The following is a 17,551-nucleotide window of genomic DNA, read 5'->3' as shown; positions in this document are numbered from 1 at the left end:
AGCACCTTCCCTGTAGAGGTGCCGCGATGGACACCACTCGCACCGTTGCCTGCCTGGTTTACCCGGATGTGATGAGCCTCGATGTCACCGGCCCGATGCAGGTGTTCGCCTCGGCCAATGTCGAGCGCCAGCGCCAGGGCTTGCCGGCTCATTACCAATTGCTGCTGATCGGCGAGCAGCCCGGCCCCTTCCCGACCTCTGCAGGATTGAAGCTGGTCGCCGACATGGATTGGTCCAGCATAGATCCGGCCACGCTGGACACGCTGCTGATTCCGGGAGGCAATGGCGTGAAAGCGCAGCTGCGCAATCGCCCATTGCTCGACTGGCTGCGACGCGCCGAACCGCATGTGCGACGACTGGGATCGGTGTGCTCCGGGGCCTTGGTCCTGGCCGAAGCCGGGCTTTTCGATGGGCGCAAGGCGACCACCCACTGGCCGACTTGCAGGCGCTCGGCGAATACTCAGCCGTGGACGTACAAGGCGACCGTCTGCACACCTATGACCCGAAGGATCCGGCGACCGCCCACCTGTTCAGTTCGGCCGGGGTCACCGCGGGTATCGACCTCGCGCTGGCCCTGGTCGAGGCCGATCTGGGGCGCGCCTTGGCCCTCTCGGTCGCTCAGCGGCTGGTGATGTTTTTGCGAAGGCCAGGCGGGCAGACGCAGTTCAGCCCCATGCTGGCCACGCCAACCGGCGCCGTGGCACGGCTCGCCGCGCTGCTCGAATGGATTCCTGGTCACCTGGGTGACGATCTTTCCATCGAAGCCTTGGCCGAACAGGCGCACATGAGCCCGCGCACCCTGTGCCGCCTGTTCAGTCAGGAAGTGGGCATGGGGCCAGGACAATATATCGAGCGCGTACGGCTGGAGGCCGCGCGGAGCCTGTTGCTGAGCGCGGAAACATCGATCGCGACGGTGTCGCGGCTGACCGGCTTCGGCCATCCGGAAAACCTCAGGCGCACCTTCCAGAAACATTTGTCGGTGAGCCCTCGAGACATTTTCCAGCGTTTCGGCTGATCGGCAACCCCAGCCGAGCATCACCCGCTTCGAACACATGTTTGCTCACGCACGCGGCGCCAAGCCAGGCGTGGCTGTGCCCGCTTATCTCCAGACAAAGGACGAACCCCGTGCCCCTCTTATTCAGCAACGCCCAGATTTTTCGCTTGTTCGTCGCCCAGGCGCTGTACTGGTCCTGCTCGATGATTGGCATCATCCTCACGTCCATCGTCGGCCTGCGACTTGCCCCTTTTGCCGGTCTGGCGACTCTGCCACTCGCCCTGCTGATGCTGGGCGGCCTGCTCGCCTTGCAACCCATCGCCGGGCTCATGCAGCACCGTGGTCGCAGGGTCGGCTTCCTGTTCGGCGCGCTGGCCGGCGTACTGGGTGGTCTGCTGAGCGCACTTTCGCTCTGGCTCGACAGCTTCACCCTGCTCTGCCTCGGTGCGCTGCCCATCGGGGCCTATCAGGCCTCGGCCATGTATTACCGCTTTGCCGCCCTGGAATCGGTGGCGGAAGCGTTCAAGGGTCGGGCCACCGCCTGCGTAATCGGCGGTGGCGTGGTTGCCGCCCTGATTGCGCCGACACTTGGTACTGCGGCACGCGGGCTGGTCACGACGCCCTTCGTCGGCGCCTACTTGCTGATCGCCGCATTGGCCGCAATTGGATTCGTCATCCTGGCTGGCTTGAAGCCTGGTAGCGGAACGACTGCTTCGCCCGTCGCCTCGGCGGCCGTCTCATGGCGCGAGTTGCTCACACGGCCCACCGTCAGAGCTGCCGTACTGACTACCGCAGCCGGCCATGGTCTGATGATCCTGGTCATGAACGCCACCCCATTGGCGATGCACGCTGAAGGCATGGATCTTCAGGCCAGCAGCCAGGTAATCCAGTGGCACATGCTCGGGATGTTCCTGCCCGCATTCATCGCCGGTCCGCTGGTAGACAGACTGGGCAGTCGGCTGGTGGCGTGCGTCGGTGGCGGTTTGCTGATATCCAGTGCAGTCGTCGCCCTGCTCGGCCTCAGCCACTGGCACTTCATGATCAGCAGCTGCCTGCTCGGTATCGGCTGGAACCTCATGCTGGTCGCCGGTACCACCCAACTGGGCCAGGGCCACAGGCCGGAAGAGCGGGCCCGGGCGCAGGGCCTGATGGAGTTGAGCAACGGCAGCGTGGCGGCCGTGATGTCCTTCGCCTCTGGCGCGCTTATCGCAGGAGCGGGCTGGTCCGCTGTTAACGTCGGGCTTCTGCCGATCGTGACCTTGGTTGTGCTGGTGCAGATCGGCGAGGCTTATCGGAAGCGGCAGGTGGCCTGAAGGAGGCCTGCAGCCCAGTTGGGCAGCGTCACCAGATCGCTGGGGTATACCGGTCCTGTAAACAGAAAAGCACCGCTCACCTCTTTCAACCGTTCTAATTCGTGCGCCTCCTCACGCGTCGTAGTGGGACAAAAAAGGATGTAGCAGCGCTGCTCGAGGAACGCCTGCCGGCCGGCCTCACAGGTGAGATCGAATCCATCTACTTCCCGGCAGAAAACAGATGCTTCGCCAGAATCGACTGACTGCTCCGAGCATCGGCCGGATTGCTCCAGTCGCCGCCGGCCTTGAGAATCAGGCGGCTCTGCCGCGACCTCTGATGCTGAATAAGCCGCTTTCGCAAATTGACGCCAATACCCACTTTCAAAGGTATCCCGTCCACGCTGTGGATCTCATAGATACCCGGTCGCGCGGGCACGAACTGTTCGATTTCGGAGAAGCGGATTCGAGTCATCTCGTTCATGGCGTCTCGTCTACAGGGCAGAACCACCGCTTTGCATATCCTGGCCAAACACGATCCGGTGCCCCTCTGGTGTGGCCACGCCAAACTCACGCATCCCCCACGGCTTGTCGGATATGGGTTGGAAAACGATGACGTCGCGCTGCCGGTAGTCGCGGTAAAGATCGTCGATGCCTTCACAATTCACATAGGCGAAGTAGGCATGCTCATGCGTATCACGTGCTGGCATTTCATCAACACAGCGCCCCAACATCACGTGAAAACCACCCAGGCTGATGAACGACCAGCCCTCCACCCGAAAGCGAAGTGAAAAGCCAAGTTCGTTGAGGAAATATTGCTCTGTACGCTCCAGATCATTGACCGCTAGGACATGTTGGGTTGCCTTTACTTCGAACATCACCGTTCCTTTCATCTAATCAGTAGATCGTATCCGCAGCGTATGCCTTCGGCACAGCTGAATCCTGTTTGCTATCAGTAAGCGCAGGCGCTGCCGCGATTCATTGTAGAAGCTGGATGATCCGCTCTTTGCTCGTCATCTAACTCCCTCCTCGATTCCCTACGCCTCGTCAGGCACAGCGTCTGTTGAAAGCTGTTCATCGGCCATTCGATGATCGTATTGGCTAACGCCGTAAATGTTATGTTATAACTTTTATCAAATCTTGATATTCACGTGCCACCCATGACCGAAGCCGAACTCCTCGCCCAACCCGCCGACGCCTATATGAACGAGGCCCAGCAAGCCTTTTTCCGCTCCTTACTGCTGCACCAGCGTGCCGAGCTGCAGGCGCGTATCGCCGAGGAGTTCCAGGCGCTACGCGAGCAGGAGCCGAGCAGCGATCCGTCCGATATCGGCACCGCCGAAGAGCAGCGCCAATGGCAGCTGCGCTTGCTGGAACGGGAGAAGAAGCTGCTCGACAAGATCGACGACTCGCTCGACAGCCTCGCCCGCGGCGAATACGGCTGGTGCGCCGAAACCGGCGAGCCCATCGGGCTGAAACGGCTGTTGCTACGCCCCACCACCACGCTCTGCATTGAAGCGAAAGAGCGCCAGGAACAGCGCGAAAAACACCAACGAACCGCCTGAGAAATCACCATGAATCGCCTCCCTGTCACCGTGCTATCCGGTTTTCTGGGTGCCGGCAAGAGCACCCTGCTCAACCACATCCTGAAGAATCGCGAAGGCCGCCGGGTGGCGGTCATCGTCAATGACATGAGCGAAATCAACATTGACGGCAGCGAGGTCCAGCGCGACGTCAGCCTCAACCGCGCCGAGGAAAAACTCGTGGAGATGAGCAACGGCTGCATCTGCTGCACGTTGCGCGAAGACCTGCTCGAGGAAGTCGGCAAGCTGGCTCGCGAAGGCCGTTTCGACTATCTGCTGATCGAGTCCACCGGCATATCCGAACCCTTGCCGGTGGCTGAAACCTTCACCTTCCGGGACGACGAGGGACAGAGTCTCGCGGATCTGGCGCGGTTGGACACCATGGTGACGGTAGTCGACGGCGTGAATTTCCTACAGGACTTTCATGCAGCCGAGAGCCTGGCAAGCCGTGGCGAAACCCTCGGCGAAGAGGACGAACGTTCGATTACCGACCTGCTGATCGAACAGGTCGAATTCGCCGACGTCATCCTCATCAGCAAGATCGACCTGATATCCAGCGCCGAGCGCGCAGAGCTGACGGCGATCCTCAGTCGTCTCAATACCCACGCCGAGATTCTGCCGATGAGCATGGGCCGCGTACCGCTGGCGCACATCCTCGATACCGGCCGTTTCGACTTCGAGCGTGCCGCCCTTGCTCCCGGCTGGCTCAAGGAAATGCGCGGCGAGCACGTGCCGGAAACCGAGGAGTACGGCATCGCGTCGACCGCCTACCTCGCGCGGCGGCCCTTCCATCCGCAGCGGTTTCACGACTTCCTCAATCGCGAATGGACCAATGGCCGCCTGCTGCGCTCCAAGGGCTACTTCTGGCTGGCCAGTCGTCCGCAGGACGCCGGTGCCTGGTCTCAGGCTGGCGGGCTGATGCGTTACGAATATGCCGGACGCTGGTGGCGCTTCACACCAGAAGCGCAGTGGCCCACCGACAATGATGCGCGCGCCGCCATTCGCCTGAAATGGGACGAGGACAGCGGGGACTGCCGCCAGGAACTGGTCTTCATAGGCCAGAACATCGACTTCGACCGGCTGCGCGCCGAGCTCGATGGGTGCCTGCTAAGCGAACTCGAATGGAACCTCGGCCCGGAGCGCTGGATGCGCATGCCGGATCCGTTCGGCCCGTGGCAGCAGGAAGTCGCCTGATGCTAGCGCCCTCTCTCGCCCGGCCGTACCCGCAGCAAGTGTTCGGCAGCACGCCTGCGGTGCTGGGCGACGCGTTGCGCGATGGCGTCAACCTGGCGGTGTGGCAGCGCCCGTTGCCGCAGCCCATCGCCGACTTCGCCCAGGCCCTGTTGGCGCAGGGCCAGCCACTGGCCGAATCACTGACGCTCGAACCCGATGCAGACAACCTGCAGACTCTTCCCCTGGCGGAGGCCTATCGGGACATCGCCGGACACGCCGGGTTTGTCGCCGATGTCGCCTGGCTGACGAGCGCGTTCGCCTGCCTGATAGATGCACGCCGCGTCGGGCTGCGCCTACGCGTGCTGGATAAGGCGATGTGTCCGCGTTTTCACGTGGATCACGTACCGCTACGTCTGATCACGACCTATGCGGGGATCGGCAGCGAGTGGCTCCGCGAAGAGGCCATGCTCCGCCAGCGCTTGGGCGAACCGAGCGCCGAGCCCGCCGACATAGGGGACATCGAGCGACTGCAGGCGGGTGAGGTCGCATTGTTCAAAGGCGAGAAATGGCAGGGTAACGAGGGCGCCGGAATCATTCACCGTTCACCGCAGGTTGGATCCGGGGAGCGCAGGCTGATCCTGACACTTGACTGGCTAGCCTGAAATAAAAGGGCCGGCAGCCATAGCTGCACGGCCCCACGGTACAGCGTGGTTTCGATCAGGCGGCCATCTTTTCACATTCACCAGCGCACTTGCGACACGCCTCGGCGCAGGCCTGGCAATGATCCATCTGATGTTTGCCGCACTCCTCGGCGCACTCACGACAGGCTTGTGCGCAGATGCGGCACATTTCCTTGGCCAGGCCGCTGTCACGGGTCATCAGCACCGCGGCGAGCGCGCAGAGATCGGCACAGTCGCGGTCCAGCTGGATGCAGCGCGCCATCATCTTCACGTCGTCCTCGCGCAGACAGGATGCGGCGCATATCTCGCAGGCAACGGCGCAATTGGAGCAGGCCTGGATGCAGGATTGGTAGGTGGAATTGAGCATGAAATGATCCTCCCGTAAGTGGCAGATAACGCAGGCCTTGATCGCCTCTGGTATCCGATCTTTTTTCGTTAGCAGGAATGCGCAACGCCGACCATCTGCGGCCGCCTCCGCTGATAGAAGGTTGGCCACTTGACCGGGCGGATGGGCCTGACGCACGCTACCGAGCCACGAAATCCGTCGCGTCTGGTCTCGAACCGACAGTCAGACGCATACAGTTGTGTGTCGCATCATCCGCGGAAGTTCACGTCAGTGGCTGGGCGGTATCGGGAGCGGCACACCGGGCCGGGTGACCCGTTACAATGCACGCTTTTGCTGCTGTCCTAGCGCCTATGCCTTTTACCCTCGCCATGCCCTGCGACTACCAGGAAGTGATTCGCAAGAGTCGCTTCCTTGCCAGGGCTGCCCCGATCGCTCAACCGGAGGACGCGCAGGCGTTCATCCAGACAGTCAGCGACAGCACCGCCACGCACAATTGCTGGGCCTGGAAAATCGGCAATCAGTACCGTTTCAGTGACGATGGCGAACCCGGCGGCACGGCCGGCAGGCCCATGCTGACGGCCATCGAAGGCCAGGGCTGCGATCAGGTAGTCGTCGTGGTGACGCGCTGGTTCGGCGGGATTCAGCTCGGCACCGGCGGGCTGGCACGCGCCTATGGCGGCTCCGCGGCGAAATGCCTGCAAGCAGGCGAGCGATTGGCGTTGGTGGTGAGGGTTCGCTGCCGCTGCCATTGCCGCTTTGCTGAACTGGCGCTGCTCAAAGCCCGCCTGGGCGATCACGAGGCACTGATCGAAAGCGAAACCTTCGATGCCCAAGGCGCTGAGCTGGTCCTCGCACTACCGAGTGCACAACGCGATGGGCTGCAGCAACTGCTCGCCGATATCAGCCGCGGACGGAGCCGTCTGTCGGATGCTGAATGCTGACACGCCGCGTTTATTGCCCACATTTCTTGTGGAGCGCGCTGTGGATAACCTTTTGATGAGTGGCTGCATCACCGAAACGGCGCGGCTTACGGAAACTTGCTCACTTATTGAACAAAGCTGCCTTATCGCCTGAGCCGCAACTCTCAACCGCATGAATATCAAGCTTTTTTTGACTTTTTCGACCGCGCAATCGTTTTGCTATCAATCATGGCAAAACGGTTCGATAGTTATGCCCGAAAGAGGTGGAGAACTCTGTGGATAACCCTGGTAGTAACCCGCCGAGCCCTGATGGTTGCTGCGCTTGGCGATACTGATCAAAATTCCGCCAATGTCATCGCTTATTCATCTTGCCGCCATGCCCCGGCAATCTTGCCCTGCTCAACTATCGAAGCAGGCCGCACACCGGCATATCGGTTGCAGGCACTCATGACTAGAATGCCTCGCAAACCAGATGACGAGAACCCGACCATGTACGACTGGCTCAATGCCTTGCCCAAAGCCGAATTGCACCTTCACCTGGAAGGCTCGCTGGAACCTGAACTGCTGTTCCGCCTGGCCGAACGCAACAAGATCGCCCTCCCCTGGAACGACGTCGAGGCGCTACGCAGCGCTTACAACTTTGGCAACCTGCAAGAGTTCCTCGACCTCTACTATGCCGGCGCCGACGTGTTGCGCACCGAACAGGATTTCTACGACCTGACCTGGGCCTACCTGCAGAAGTGCGAAGAGCAGAACGTGGTGCACACCGAGCCTTTCTTCGATCCGCAGACGCACACCGATCGCGGCATTCCGTTCGAAGTCGCCATGAGCGGCATCAGCGGCGCCCTCGCCGATGGGCGCGAGATATTGGGCATCAGCAGCGGTCTGATCCTGAGTTTTCTGCGTCACCTGCCCGAGGAAGAGGCCTTCAAGACGCTGGAACAGGCGATGCCGTTTCGCGATGCCTTCTTCGCGGTCGGCCTCGACAGTTCGGAAATGGGGCATCCACCCAGCAAATTCGAGCGGGTCTTCGCCAAGGCGCGCGCCGAAGGTTTTCTCGCGGTTGCACACGCCGGCGAGGAAGGCCCACCCGACTATATCTGGCAGGCACTGGACCTGCTCAAGGTCAGCCGCATCGACCATGGCGTGCGTGCCGCCGAGGATCCGAAGCTGATTGCACGGCTAATCGACGAGCAGATTCCGCTCACGGTGTGCCCGCTATCGAACACCAAGCTCTGCGTGTTCGACGACATGAGCCAGCACAACATCCTGAATCTCCTGGAACAGGGCGTGAAAGTCACGGTGAATTCGGACGACCCGGCCTATTTCGGCGGTTACGTCACCGAGAATTTCATGGCCCTGCACGATAGCCTGGGCATGACCGAGAGCCAGGCGCGGCGCCTGGCGCAGAACAGCCTGGACGCCCGCCTGGCCAAGTAGTCAACAGCGGGTAGCCAGGCGCGACCTGCATCAACTGGTGAACGGTGCGTGCTCAAGCAGCACCTGGCACCGTTCGACCAGATGCTCACGCAGCAACCGCACCATTTCGCCCAGATGCGCGCGGTGGGCGCAGATCAGATTCAGCGGCGCCGGCTCGCCCAGCAATTCCGGCAACAGCACAACCAAACGCCCCGCCTGCACATCCTGGGCAACGTCCAACCAGGACTTGTACACCAGCCCCTGCCCCGCCAACGCCCAGCGTCGCACCACATCGGCGTCGTCACTGACTCGATCACCGCTCACGACCTGCTCCAGCTCATGCCGACCGTCGTAAAAGCACCAGCGCTCATGCGCCCGCCCCGCCAGCATGAAGCGCAGGCAATTATGGTCGGAGAGTGCAGCCAGCGAGCGCGGCGATCCATGGTTCGCGAGATAGCTCGGCGCGGCGCAGAGCACTCGCCGATTAGCCGCCGCCACGGGCAGCGCCACTAGACTGGAATCCTCCGGCTGGCCGTAGCGCAGCGCGATATCGACCGGCTGTCGAAACAGATCCGCATTGCGATCAGCCAACAACAATCGAAGCGTCAGCAGCGGATGACGCAACTGGAATTCGTCCATCCAGGGCAAAAGCACATTGCGCCCGAAGTCCGACGGCGCCGATAACTGCAGCGTGCCGCTGATGACCGCTTTTCCCCCGGCCAGCAGTTGCTGACCGTCCACCAGACTCTGCAAGGCCGAGCGCGCATGAGGCAGATACAGCTCGCCTTCGCCCGTCAGCCTCAGGCTGCGAGTCGAGCGCATCAGCAAACGGCAACCCAGCTCAGCCTCAAGCCGCTTGAGAGCCGCGCTTGCAACGGCGGGTGACAATTCCAACCGGCGAGCGGCAGCAGAAAGGCTCCCCAACTCAGCGGTCAATACGAACACTTGCAAGTCATTACTGCGCAGCATTTTCAATATTCCGTTGAAAGAGCCTCTGCGGAATATGCTGTTTTTCTTCCCAGCGCGAAATCCGAACATGGCACGTATCCCCTTCCAACTTGAGGAACTGCCATGAAAGCCATCGGCTACCAGCAATCGCTGCCCATTGATGACCCACGCTCACTGCTCGATATCGACCTACCCGAGCCGACACCCGGCCCCCGAGACCTGCTGGTCGAGGTGCGCGCCATCTCGGTGAACCCGGTCGATACCAAAATCCGTATGCGCGTGCAGCCGGACCAGGGCCAGCATCAGGTACTCGGCTGGGACGTGGCGGGTGTGGTGCGTGCGGTTGGCAGCGATGTCAGCCTGTTCCAGCCCGGCGACGAGGTGTTCTACGCCGGCGCGTTGGACCGCCCCGGCGCGAACAGCGAGCTGCACCTGGTGGACGAACGCATCGTTGGCCGCAAGCCGGCCCGTCTCGATTTCGCCGCCGCTGCGGCGCTGCCGCTGACCTCGATCACTGCCTGGGAATTGCTGTTCGAACGCCTGCAGATCAGCGAAGGGAAGGAAAATCGCGATCAGCGCCTGCTGATTGTCGGCGCGGCCGGTGGCGTAGGCTCCATCCTCACCCAACTGGCACGGCAGCTGACCGGACTCCAGGTGATCGGCAGCGCCTCACGCGGCGATACCCAGGCCTGGGTGCGTGAGCTCGGCGCCCAAGAAGTGATCGATCACAGCCAGCCGCTCGCCGCCGAACTGCAACGCCTGGGCATCGCTGGCGTCACCCATGTCGCCAGCCTGACCCACACCGACCTGCATCTGCCGCAAATCGTCGAGGCCTTGCAGCCTCAGGGCCGTCTGGCGTTGATCGACGATCCGGCGAGCCTCGACATCAGCCTGCTCAAGCGCAAGAGCCTGTCGCTGCACTGGGAGTTCATGTACACCCGTTCGCTGTACCAGACGCCGGACATGATCGCGCAACACGAACTGCTCAACCGCGTCGCCGAGCTGATCGACAGCGGCGTGCTCAAAACCACTCTGGGCGAGCATTACGGGACGATCAACGCACAGAATCTGCGCCGCGCCCATGCCTTCATCGAAAGCGGCAAGGCCAAGGGGAAGATTGTCCTCGAGGGATTCTGACCACTCAGCGAGTGCCGCCTCAGGACGAGGCGGCATCCTGACTGCGCGACGCAGCGGCGATTTGCCCTGTGTACCAGGCCAGACACGCCGCCAGTAGTGCGCACACCGTGATCACCAGCGCCATCGGTACGGCCGTGCCGTTGTGCAGCCAACCGACCGCAGCCGACGAAACGGCGGCGATGCAGAATTGCAGGCTACCCATCAGCGCCGACGCCAATCCGGCCTGCTGGCCCTGCTTCGCCATGGCGCAGGCCGTGGCGTTCGGCAGGATACTGCCGAGGCTCGCCATGCCCGCGAATAACGGAATCAGCAGCGGCCAGAGCACATCCGGTCTGCTCAATGCGACGGCGAGCAGTGCCACCCCACAAGCGAAGTAGAACCAGACGAAACGCCGCAGCCATAAGCCCGGCCCCCGCAGACGCAACAGCCGAGCGTTGATCTGTGAGACGAGGATGAAACCCGCGGCGTTGCTGCCGAACAGCCAGCCGTAGTGCTCAGCCGGAACGCCGTACAGTTCGATGAAGACGAACGGCGAACCGGCGATATAGGCGAACATACCCGCCATCGCGACGCCCCCGGCGAGCGCGAAAGCGATGAACTCGCGGTCGCCGAACAGGGCGATATAACGGCCGAAGGTGCCGCGCAACGGATGCTTCGGGGCATCGGCTGGCAGCGTTTCCGGCAGCCGCAGCGCGACCGCAACACCGCAGAGTGCACTGAAGAGCGTCAGCGAAACGAAGATCGCCTGCCAGCCAAAGGCATTCATCAAAACCCCACCTGCCAACGGCGCAAGGATCGGCGCCAGCCCCATCACCAGCATCAGCTGCGAAAAGACCTTGGCGCTCTGTACCGGATCGCAGCTGTCACGCACCACGGCACGTGTTACCACAATGCCCGCACAGCCGCCCAGCGCCTGGACGAAACGGGCCGCTATCAGCCAGTCCAACGAGGGCGCGAAAGCACAGGCGAGCGAGGCCAGGGTGAACAATGCGACACCAACCAACAGTGGCCAGCGACGGCCATACCGATCCGCCAGAGGTCCATAAATCAGCTGACCAATGGCCAGGCCGATGAAGTACGCCGCCAGCGACAGCTGAACATGCTCCACGTCAGTGGCGAAAGCCCGCGCCATCGCTGGGAATGCGGGCAGATAGAAATCGATGGCCAACGGGCCAAAGGCGCTAAGCGCGCCCAGAATGAGCAGAATAGGAAGGGGCATTGGCAACTCGCAGGAAGAAAAAGCGTCTCGCCAGCGCACGACCGGGTCGTGGCTGATATCGAACATTTACAGAGATGGTGAGATGCTGTTACATACAAAGACGATTGTAAACAGCCAAAGTTGCAGAGTCTGAAGGACAACTCCGCATCATCCGCCCTTCAAGGGCCCCAACGCAGCCCGATGCTGCCGTAGCTCAGACATGCGAAGAACCAAAGAAGACGCCGAAAAGACCCGTATTGCTCTGCTCGCATCAGCCGAGCGGTTGTTTCTGGACAAGGGTGTGGCGCACACCAGCCTCGATCAGATCGCCCGTGATGCCGGGGTGACCCGCGGCGCCGTCTATTGGCACTTTCAAAACAAGGCTCACCTGTTTCACGAGATGCTCAATCAGGTACGGCTACCGCCGGAGCAGATGACCGAACGACTTTGCAGCTGCACCCAGCAGCAGCCCTTGCGGACCTTGCGCGACCTCTGCATCGAAGGGATCAGCGCGCTGGGCCGTGATGAACAGAAGCGCCGCGTAATGACCATTCTGCTGCACCGCTGCGAGTTCACCGAGGAGCTACGCGAAGCCGAAGAGCGCCATCATGCGTTCATCAATATGTTCATCGACCTTTGTGAAAAGCTGCTCGAGCGCGCCGCCGACAGTCTGTACCCGGGCATCTCACCACGCCTGGCCGCTCGTACCCTGCATGCACTGATCGTCGGGTTGTTCAGCGACTGGACCCGTGACCCGACCTTGTTCGATCCGGAAAGGGACTGCGCCGCCCTGATCGACCCCGTGTTCCGTGGCCTGGTCAGGGACTGGGACAGTTTCGCCGCTCACTGACACAGACGCGGCAGCCTCCTGCTGCCGCCCGCTCCGTCCGTCATTGAACCTCATAGCCTTCTTCCTCGATTGCCTCACGGATGCTGGCTTCCTCCAGTTTTCCATCCACTCGCACGATGCCCGCCTCAAGATCGACGTCGACCTTGGCAGCGGCATCACGGGACTGGATCGCCTGGGCCACTGCGCGCTGGCAGTGTGCGCAGGTCATGCCTCTCACATTGAACGTCTGCATCGGATGCTCCTTTCGCTTATTGACGAGATCAGCATGCTCAACCTTGCCATACCGGGAAGGTCAAACACTTGCCTGCGACACCCCGACCCTCGACTTGACCTTGCCATTAGGTGAAGGTTGACCATCGATGCATCAGATCACCCCCGGGAGCGAAAAATGACCAGCGCAACCTACACCTTGCCGATCGCAGGCATGACCTGCGCCAGCTGTGCCGGACGGGTCGAGCGCGCTCTACTGAAAGTGCCAGGCGTTGCTACCGCCGCAGTGAACCTCGCCGCCGAGCAGGTGCGAGTGGAAGCCAAGGACGCCGATCTCGCCGGACTGGTGCAGGCGGTGGAAAAGGCCGGCTATGGCGTGCCGGTGCAGACCTTGGAACTGACCATCGAGGGCATGACCTGCGCCAGCTGCGTCGGCCGCGTTGAACGCGCCCTGCTTAAGGTCCCAGGCGTGCGCAGTGCGTCGGTAAACCTTGCGAACGAACGCGCACGGGTCGAGGTACTTGGCGCGGTCGATGCCGCGGTCCTGATCCAGGCCGTCGAAGCGGCCGGCTATCAGGCACAGGCGAGCGCCGATATCCCACCCGGTGCGGACCGCAGCGAAAGCCGCCTACGCCAAGAGCGCTGGGCCGTAATCATTGCCTTGGCACTGGCTGCACCGCTGGTAATTCCAATGTTTGGCGACCTGCTGGGTCTGCACTGGATGCTGCCACCCTGGGTGCAGTTCGCGCTCGCCACCCCGGTGCAGTTCATTCTCGGTGCGCGTTTTTATATCGCTGGCTGGAAGGCCGTACGCGCCGGTGCCGGCAACATGGATCTGCTGGTCGCCATCGGCACCAGCGCCGGCTACGGTCTGAGCCTCTATCAATGGTGGGCGGCGTCGGCCGGGCAGATGCCGCACCTGTATTTCGAGGCCTCGGCGGTGGTCATCGCCCTGGTCTTGCTGGGCAAATACCTGGAGAGCCGCGCCAAACGTCAGACCAGCGCCGCCATCCGCGCTCTAGAAGCGTTGCGTCCGGATCGCGCGGTGCGCGTCGTTGATGGCCGCGAGGAGGACGTCGCCATCGCCGCGCTGCGGCTGGACGATCTGGTGCTGGTCAAGCCCGGGGAGCGCTTCCCTGTCGATGGCGAGGTGGTAGAAGGCGAGAGCCAGGCCGACGAGGCGCTGATCAGCGGCGAAAGTCTGCCCGTGGCCAAGGTGCCCGGCGATCGCATTACCGGCGGGGCGATCAACGGCGAAGGCCGATTGCTGGTCCGCACCACTGCATTAGGCGGCGAGACGGTGCTGGCGCGCATCATTCGCCTGGTCGAGGATGCCCAGGCGGCAAAGGCGCCGATCCAGAAGCTGGTGGACAAGGTCAGCCAGGTGTTCGTCCCGGCGGTGCTGGTCATTGCCCTATTCACGCTGATCGGCTGGATACTCGCTGGCGCGCCGGCGGAGGTCGCGCTGATCAATGCCGTTGCCGTCCTGGTAATCGCCTGCCCCTGCGCCCTTGGCCTGGCCACCCCGGCGGCGATCATGGCGGGCACGGGTGTGGCGGCACGCCACGGCATTCTGATCAAGGACGCCGAGGCATTAGAGGTCGCACATGCGGTTAGTGCCGTGGCCTTCGACAAGACCGGCACCCTGACATCCGGCAAGCCGCGCATCGTTCATCTGCACGCAATAGATGGCAACGAGGCCGCCCTGCTGCAACAAGCGGGTGCGCTGCAACGCGGCAGCGAACATCCGCTGGCACAGGCGGTGCTCGACCGCTGTGCGGAACAGGGTTTGACCATCGCTGACGTGGACAGGAGCCAGTCGCTAACCGGTCGTGGCATCGCTGGCAAGCTCGACGGGCGATCACTGGCGTTGGGCAACCGACGGCTGCTGGACGACAGCGGTCTGCAACCAGGCGAGCTGGCTACCCAGGCCGAGGCCTGGGAAGCCGAAGGACGTACACTGTCCTGGCTGATCGAGACGGCCCCGCAGCCGCAGATACTCGGTCTGTTCGCCTTTGGTGACAGCCTCAAAGCGGGAGCAGCCGAGGCCATCGCCAGCCTCAACGCGCGGCATATCCGCAGCCATCTGATCACCGGGGACAACCGCGGCAGCGCGCGGGTGGTGGCCGACGCATTGCACATCGACAGTGTGCACGCCGAGGTATTACCGGCAGATAAAGCCGCTACGGTTTCCGAGCTGAAACAAGGCGGCGCGGTGGTGGCCATGGTTGGTGACGGTATCAATGATGCGCCGGCACTGGCAGCCGCCGATGTGGGCATCGCTATGGGCGGCGGCACCGATGTGGCCATGCACGCCGCGGGCATTACCCTGATGCGCGGTGATCCCCGGCTGGTACCGGCGGCGCTGGAGATCAGCCGTCGCACCTATCGCAAGATCCAGCAGAACCTCTTCTGGGCCTTTATCTACAACCTGGTGGGCATCCCGCTGGCGGCCTTGGGCTTTCTCAGCCCGGTGGTCGCCGGGGCTGCGATGGCGTTGTCCAGCGTCAGCGTGGTCAGCAATGCGCTGCTGCTCAAGCGTTGGAAGCCCGAAGAATAGAACGATGACGCTGTGCTTGGCCACTGGCTCACCAGCAGGCCCGCAGTATGCGTTCCGGCGCAGCGACGCCTTTCCAGCACAACCCTGACACGCCTGGGGATATCATCATGAACATTGGCCAAGCCGCAAAGAAGACCGGACTCTCAGCGAAGATGATTCGCTATTACGAATCCATCGACCTGATCAGTCCTGCGGGACGGAGCGCCAACGGCTATCGCTATTACGGTCATGAAGACCTGCACCGCCTCGCATTCATCAAGCGCTCGCGCGATCTTGGGTTTTCCCTGGAGGAAGTGGGCAAGCTGTTGACGTTATGGCAGGACCGTCAGCGCGCCAGTGCCGATGTAAAGGCCTTGGCCGGCGCGCATATCGACGCGCTGAACCAGAAGATTGCCGAACTGGTGGGCCTGCGCGATACGCTGCAACAGCTGATCGAGCATTGCCACGGTGACGACCGCCCGGATTGTCCGATCCTCGAGGATCTGGAATCGGGAGGATGCTGCTGAACGGTGAGCGGCCGTTCTAAGCCTGCGACTGCAAATAGTTCTGCAGGCCGATCCGATCGATCAGCCCGAGCTGCTGCTCAAGCCAGTAGGCATGATCTTCTTCGGTATCCATCAGCTGCGCCGCGAGGATGTCGCGCGTAGGGTAGTCGCCGTGCTGTTCAGCCAGCTCGATGCCCTTGGCCAGCGCTTCGCGCACTTTGTACTCCAATGCCAGATCGGCGCGTAGCATCTCCGGCACAGTGTGGCCTGGATGCATCGTCTCCGGCGTCATATCAGGCGTTCCTTCGAGGAACAGGATGCGTTTGAGCAGCGCATCGGCGTGCTGGGTTTCTTCTTCCATCTCGTGGTTGATGCGCTCGTAGAGTTTGCTGAAGCCCCAGTCGGCATACATCCGAGAATGCAGGAAATACTGATCGCGCGCGGCCAGCTCTCCACGCAACAGTTCTTTCAGGTATTCAACGACCTGTGGCTTACCTTGCATCACGACTCTCCCGCTCGAAATTGGAACGCCGGCCATGATACGCCCATCGGCGGCCGGCGAGCTGCTGTGCATTGCCGCAGACGGATCAGTGGCCGTTCACTTGAGCATAGGCGAACTCCCGGACCAGAGCGGAAACGCGAAATTTCGCCGAGCGAAACAGCCTACCCGTGCAGCAGCCCGTCCCATACGCAAGCGTGGCACGACAACGAGCGAGCCCTTTCGGGGTTCAGGGTCAGTTACGCATCCAGGGCGGCGTGGGCGGCTCGTCGCTGGGTTCGTCCGTTGCGTTGCGCAGGGCTTCCTTGCGCGCCTGATCGGCCAGGGTCGCCTTGATCTCCCGCATCACGGCATCCAGATCCGCCGCGTCTTCCGGCTCGGCGAATTCCCCGGTCAGCTCGGAATCCGGTGTCAGCTTGCCGTCTTCGTAGAGCGCCCACATCTCCTTGGCGTAACGGGTGAATTTTAGCTCCGGCGCAAACTGCCCGAAGTAGGCCGACATGTTGCCAACATCCCGTTCAAGCATTTCGAACGCATGGTTGTTGCCTGCCGCGTCCACCGCCTGCGGCAGGTCGATGATGACCGGACCGTGTTCGTCGAGCAGCACATTGAATTCGGACAGATCGCCGTGCACCAGACCGGCACAGAGCATCTTCACCACTTCGCCAATCATGAACGCGTGAAATTCGCGCGCATCGTCAGGATGCAAGTCGACGTCATTGAGACGAGGTGCGGCATCGCCGTCCTCGCCTGAAATCATCTCCATCAGCAGCACGCCGTCGAGGAAGTCGTAAGGCTTGGGGACGCGGACACCGGCGTCCGCCAGTCGGAACAAGGCGGCCACTTCGGCGTTCTGCCAGTTCTCTTCCTTTTCCTTACGCCCGTGCTTGGAGCCCTTGGCCATGGCCCTGGCATCTCGGCTGCTACGGACCTTGCGGCCTTCCTGATACTTCACGGCCTGACGGAAACTGCGGTTATTGGCTTCCTTGTATACCTTCGCGCAACGCAGCTCATCACCGCAGCGCACCACATAGACCGCTGCTTCCTTGCCGCTCATCAGCGGCCGCAGCACTTCGTCGATCAGCCCATCCTCGACCAGCGGCTCGAGTCGTTTTGGCGTTTTCATCAGCAGCTTACAGACCCTTTTCGACTATGCAGGTCTGCAGGTTACGGTAATCGTCAGCGGGCTTCCATGCTCGCTAGCAAGTTTAAAAGCGCGTTGTGGATTGGCATCCAGGGCGAGCTGGACGGACAATCGCA

Annotated in this window: 18 protein-coding genes and 1 pseudogene; 11 read left to right on the top strand and 8 right to left on the bottom strand. The window is 62.1% G+C overall.

The annotated features are described in order from the left end of the window. Positions 1–26 precede the first annotated feature (26 nt). Positions 27–1,015: pseudogene (locus ACL0K2_RS17545) on the top strand (GlxA family transcriptional regulator). Between the two features lie 110 nt (positions 1,016–1,125). Next, positions 1,126–2,307 (top strand): MFS transporter, encoded by a 1,182-nt coding sequence (locus ACL0K2_RS17540; protein ID WP_413043138.1) that lies wholly within the window; start codon positions 1,126–1,128, stop codon positions 2,305–2,307. A 199-nt stretch (positions 2,308–2,506) separates the two neighbouring features. Here ACL0K2_RS17540 and ACL0K2_RS17535 read toward each other — a convergent pair whose 3' ends face one another. Beyond that, a complete protein-coding gene (locus tag ACL0K2_RS17535) occupies positions 2,507–2,767 on the bottom strand; it encodes a hypothetical protein (protein ID WP_413043137.1) in 261 nt (86 codons plus the stop codon). Positions 2,768–2,777: 10 nt separating this feature from the next. Further along, positions 2,778–3,161, bottom strand: coding sequence for a VOC family protein (locus ACL0K2_RS17530; protein WP_413043136.1), 384 nt, complete (start codon positions 3,159–3,161; stop codon positions 2,778–2,780). Positions 3,162–3,443: 282 nt separating this feature from the next. Between ACL0K2_RS17530 and dksA the strand changes: the two genes are divergently transcribed. Genes dksA through ACL0K2_RS17515 form a run of 3 tightly spaced genes read left to right on the top strand, consistent with a single transcriptional unit; the run spans position 3,444 to position 5,701 of the window. Next, a complete protein-coding gene (gene dksA, locus ACL0K2_RS17525) occupies positions 3,444–3,848 on the top strand; it encodes an RNA polymerase-binding protein DksA (protein ID WP_045160800.1) in 405 nt (134 codons plus the stop codon). 9 nt (positions 3,849–3,857) lie between these two features. Further along, a complete protein-coding gene (gene zigA / locus ACL0K2_RS17520) occupies positions 3,858–5,060 on the top strand; it encodes a zinc metallochaperone GTPase ZigA (protein ID WP_045160799.1) in 1,203 nt (400 codons plus the stop codon). Next, positions 5,060–5,701, top strand: coding sequence for a DUF1826 domain-containing protein (locus tag ACL0K2_RS17515; RefSeq protein ID WP_239611030.1), 642 nt, complete (start codon positions 5,060–5,062; stop codon positions 5,699–5,701). Before zigA ends, ACL0K2_RS17515 begins: the two co-directional genes overlap by 1 nt. Positions 5,702–5,756: 55 nt before the next feature. Here the strand turns inward: ACL0K2_RS17515 and ACL0K2_RS17510 are convergent, their stop codons facing one another. Continuing rightward, a complete protein-coding gene (locus tag ACL0K2_RS17510) occupies positions 5,757–6,086 on the bottom strand; it encodes a four-helix bundle copper-binding protein (protein ID WP_239611032.1) in 330 nt (109 codons plus the stop codon). Between the two features lie 329 nt (positions 6,087–6,415). On the opposite strand from ACL0K2_RS17510, the gene ACL0K2_RS17505 reads away from it, so the two are divergent. After that, positions 6,416–7,006: an IMPACT family protein gene (locus tag ACL0K2_RS17505; protein WP_045160796.1), complete on the top strand. Its 591-nt coding sequence runs from the start codon at positions 6,416–6,418 to the stop codon at positions 7,004–7,006. Between the two features lie 468 nt (positions 7,007–7,474). Next, positions 7,475–8,425 carry an adenosine deaminase gene (locus ACL0K2_RS17500; protein ID WP_045160795.1) on the top strand — a complete coding sequence of 317 codons (951 nt, stop codon included), beginning with the start codon at positions 7,475–7,477 and terminating at the stop codon, positions 8,423–8,425. Positions 8,426–8,455: 30 nt separating this feature from the next. Here ACL0K2_RS17500 and ACL0K2_RS17495 read toward each other — a convergent pair whose 3' ends face one another. Further along, entirely contained in the window at positions 8,456–9,373 is a 918-nt protein-coding gene (locus tag ACL0K2_RS17495; protein WP_413043135.1) for a LysR family transcriptional regulator, read from the bottom strand. Positions 9,374–9,475: 102 nt separating this feature from the next. On the opposite strand from ACL0K2_RS17495, the gene ACL0K2_RS17490 reads away from it, so the two are divergent. After that, complete coding sequence (locus ACL0K2_RS17490; RefSeq protein WP_413043134.1) at positions 9,476–10,489, top strand: zinc-binding alcohol dehydrogenase family protein; 1,014 nt, start codon at positions 9,476–9,478, stop codon at positions 10,487–10,489. 19 nt (positions 10,490–10,508) lie between these two features. Here ACL0K2_RS17490 and ACL0K2_RS17485 read toward each other — a convergent pair whose 3' ends face one another. After that, on the bottom strand, positions 10,509–11,708 hold the full coding sequence (locus ACL0K2_RS17485) for a Bcr/CflA family multidrug efflux MFS transporter (RefSeq protein ID WP_045160792.1): 1,200 nt from the start codon (positions 11,706–11,708) through the stop codon (positions 10,509–10,511). A gap of 199 nt (positions 11,709–11,907) precedes the next feature. Here ACL0K2_RS17485 and ACL0K2_RS17480 point away from each other — a divergent pair, with 199 nt between their 5' ends. Further along, entirely contained in the window at positions 11,908–12,537 is a 630-nt protein-coding gene (locus ACL0K2_RS17480; protein WP_045160791.1) for a TetR family transcriptional regulator, read from the top strand. Positions 12,538–12,577: 40 nt separating this feature from the next. On the opposite strand, the gene ACL0K2_RS17475 is transcribed toward ACL0K2_RS17480, so the two are convergent. Continuing rightward, entirely contained in the window at positions 12,578–12,769 is a 192-nt protein-coding gene (locus tag ACL0K2_RS17475) for a heavy-metal-associated domain-containing protein (RefSeq protein WP_045160790.1), read from the bottom strand. A 156-nt stretch (positions 12,770–12,925) separates the two neighbouring features. Here ACL0K2_RS17475 and ACL0K2_RS17470 point away from each other — a divergent pair, with 156 nt between their 5' ends. After that, a complete protein-coding gene (locus ACL0K2_RS17470) occupies positions 12,926–15,307 on the top strand; it encodes a heavy metal translocating P-type ATPase (RefSeq protein WP_413043133.1) in 2,382 nt (793 codons plus the stop codon). Positions 15,308–15,414: 107 nt separating this feature from the next. Then, positions 15,415–15,813 (top strand): Cu(I)-responsive transcriptional regulator, encoded by a 399-nt coding sequence (gene cueR, locus ACL0K2_RS17465; protein ID WP_413043132.1) that lies wholly within the window; start codon positions 15,415–15,417, stop codon positions 15,811–15,813. 16 nt (positions 15,814–15,829) lie between these two features. Here the strand turns inward: cueR and bfr are convergent, their stop codons facing one another. Continuing rightward, a complete protein-coding gene (gene bfr, locus ACL0K2_RS17460; RefSeq protein WP_045160787.1) occupies positions 15,830–16,294 on the bottom strand; it encodes a bacterioferritin in 465 nt (154 codons plus the stop codon). A gap of 232 nt (positions 16,295–16,526) precedes the next feature. After that, the gene (locus tag ACL0K2_RS17455; protein ID WP_045160786.1) at positions 16,527–17,417 is read right to left on the bottom strand and encodes a PA4780 family RIO1-like protein kinase; all 891 of its coding nucleotides are present in this window, start codon (positions 17,415–17,417) and stop codon (positions 16,527–16,529) included. Positions 17,418–17,551 lie beyond the last annotated feature (134 nt).

Origin of the sequence: Pseudomonas sp. YJ42 (assembly GCF_047225135.1) — a bacterium.
In the GTDB taxonomy this organism is placed as follows: Bacteria; Pseudomonadota; Gammaproteobacteria; order Pseudomonadales; family Pseudomonadaceae; genus Stutzerimonas; species Stutzerimonas stutzeri_E.
Note: the sequence above shows the minus strand (reverse complement) of the source record. Positions and strands in the feature narration are given on the sequence as shown.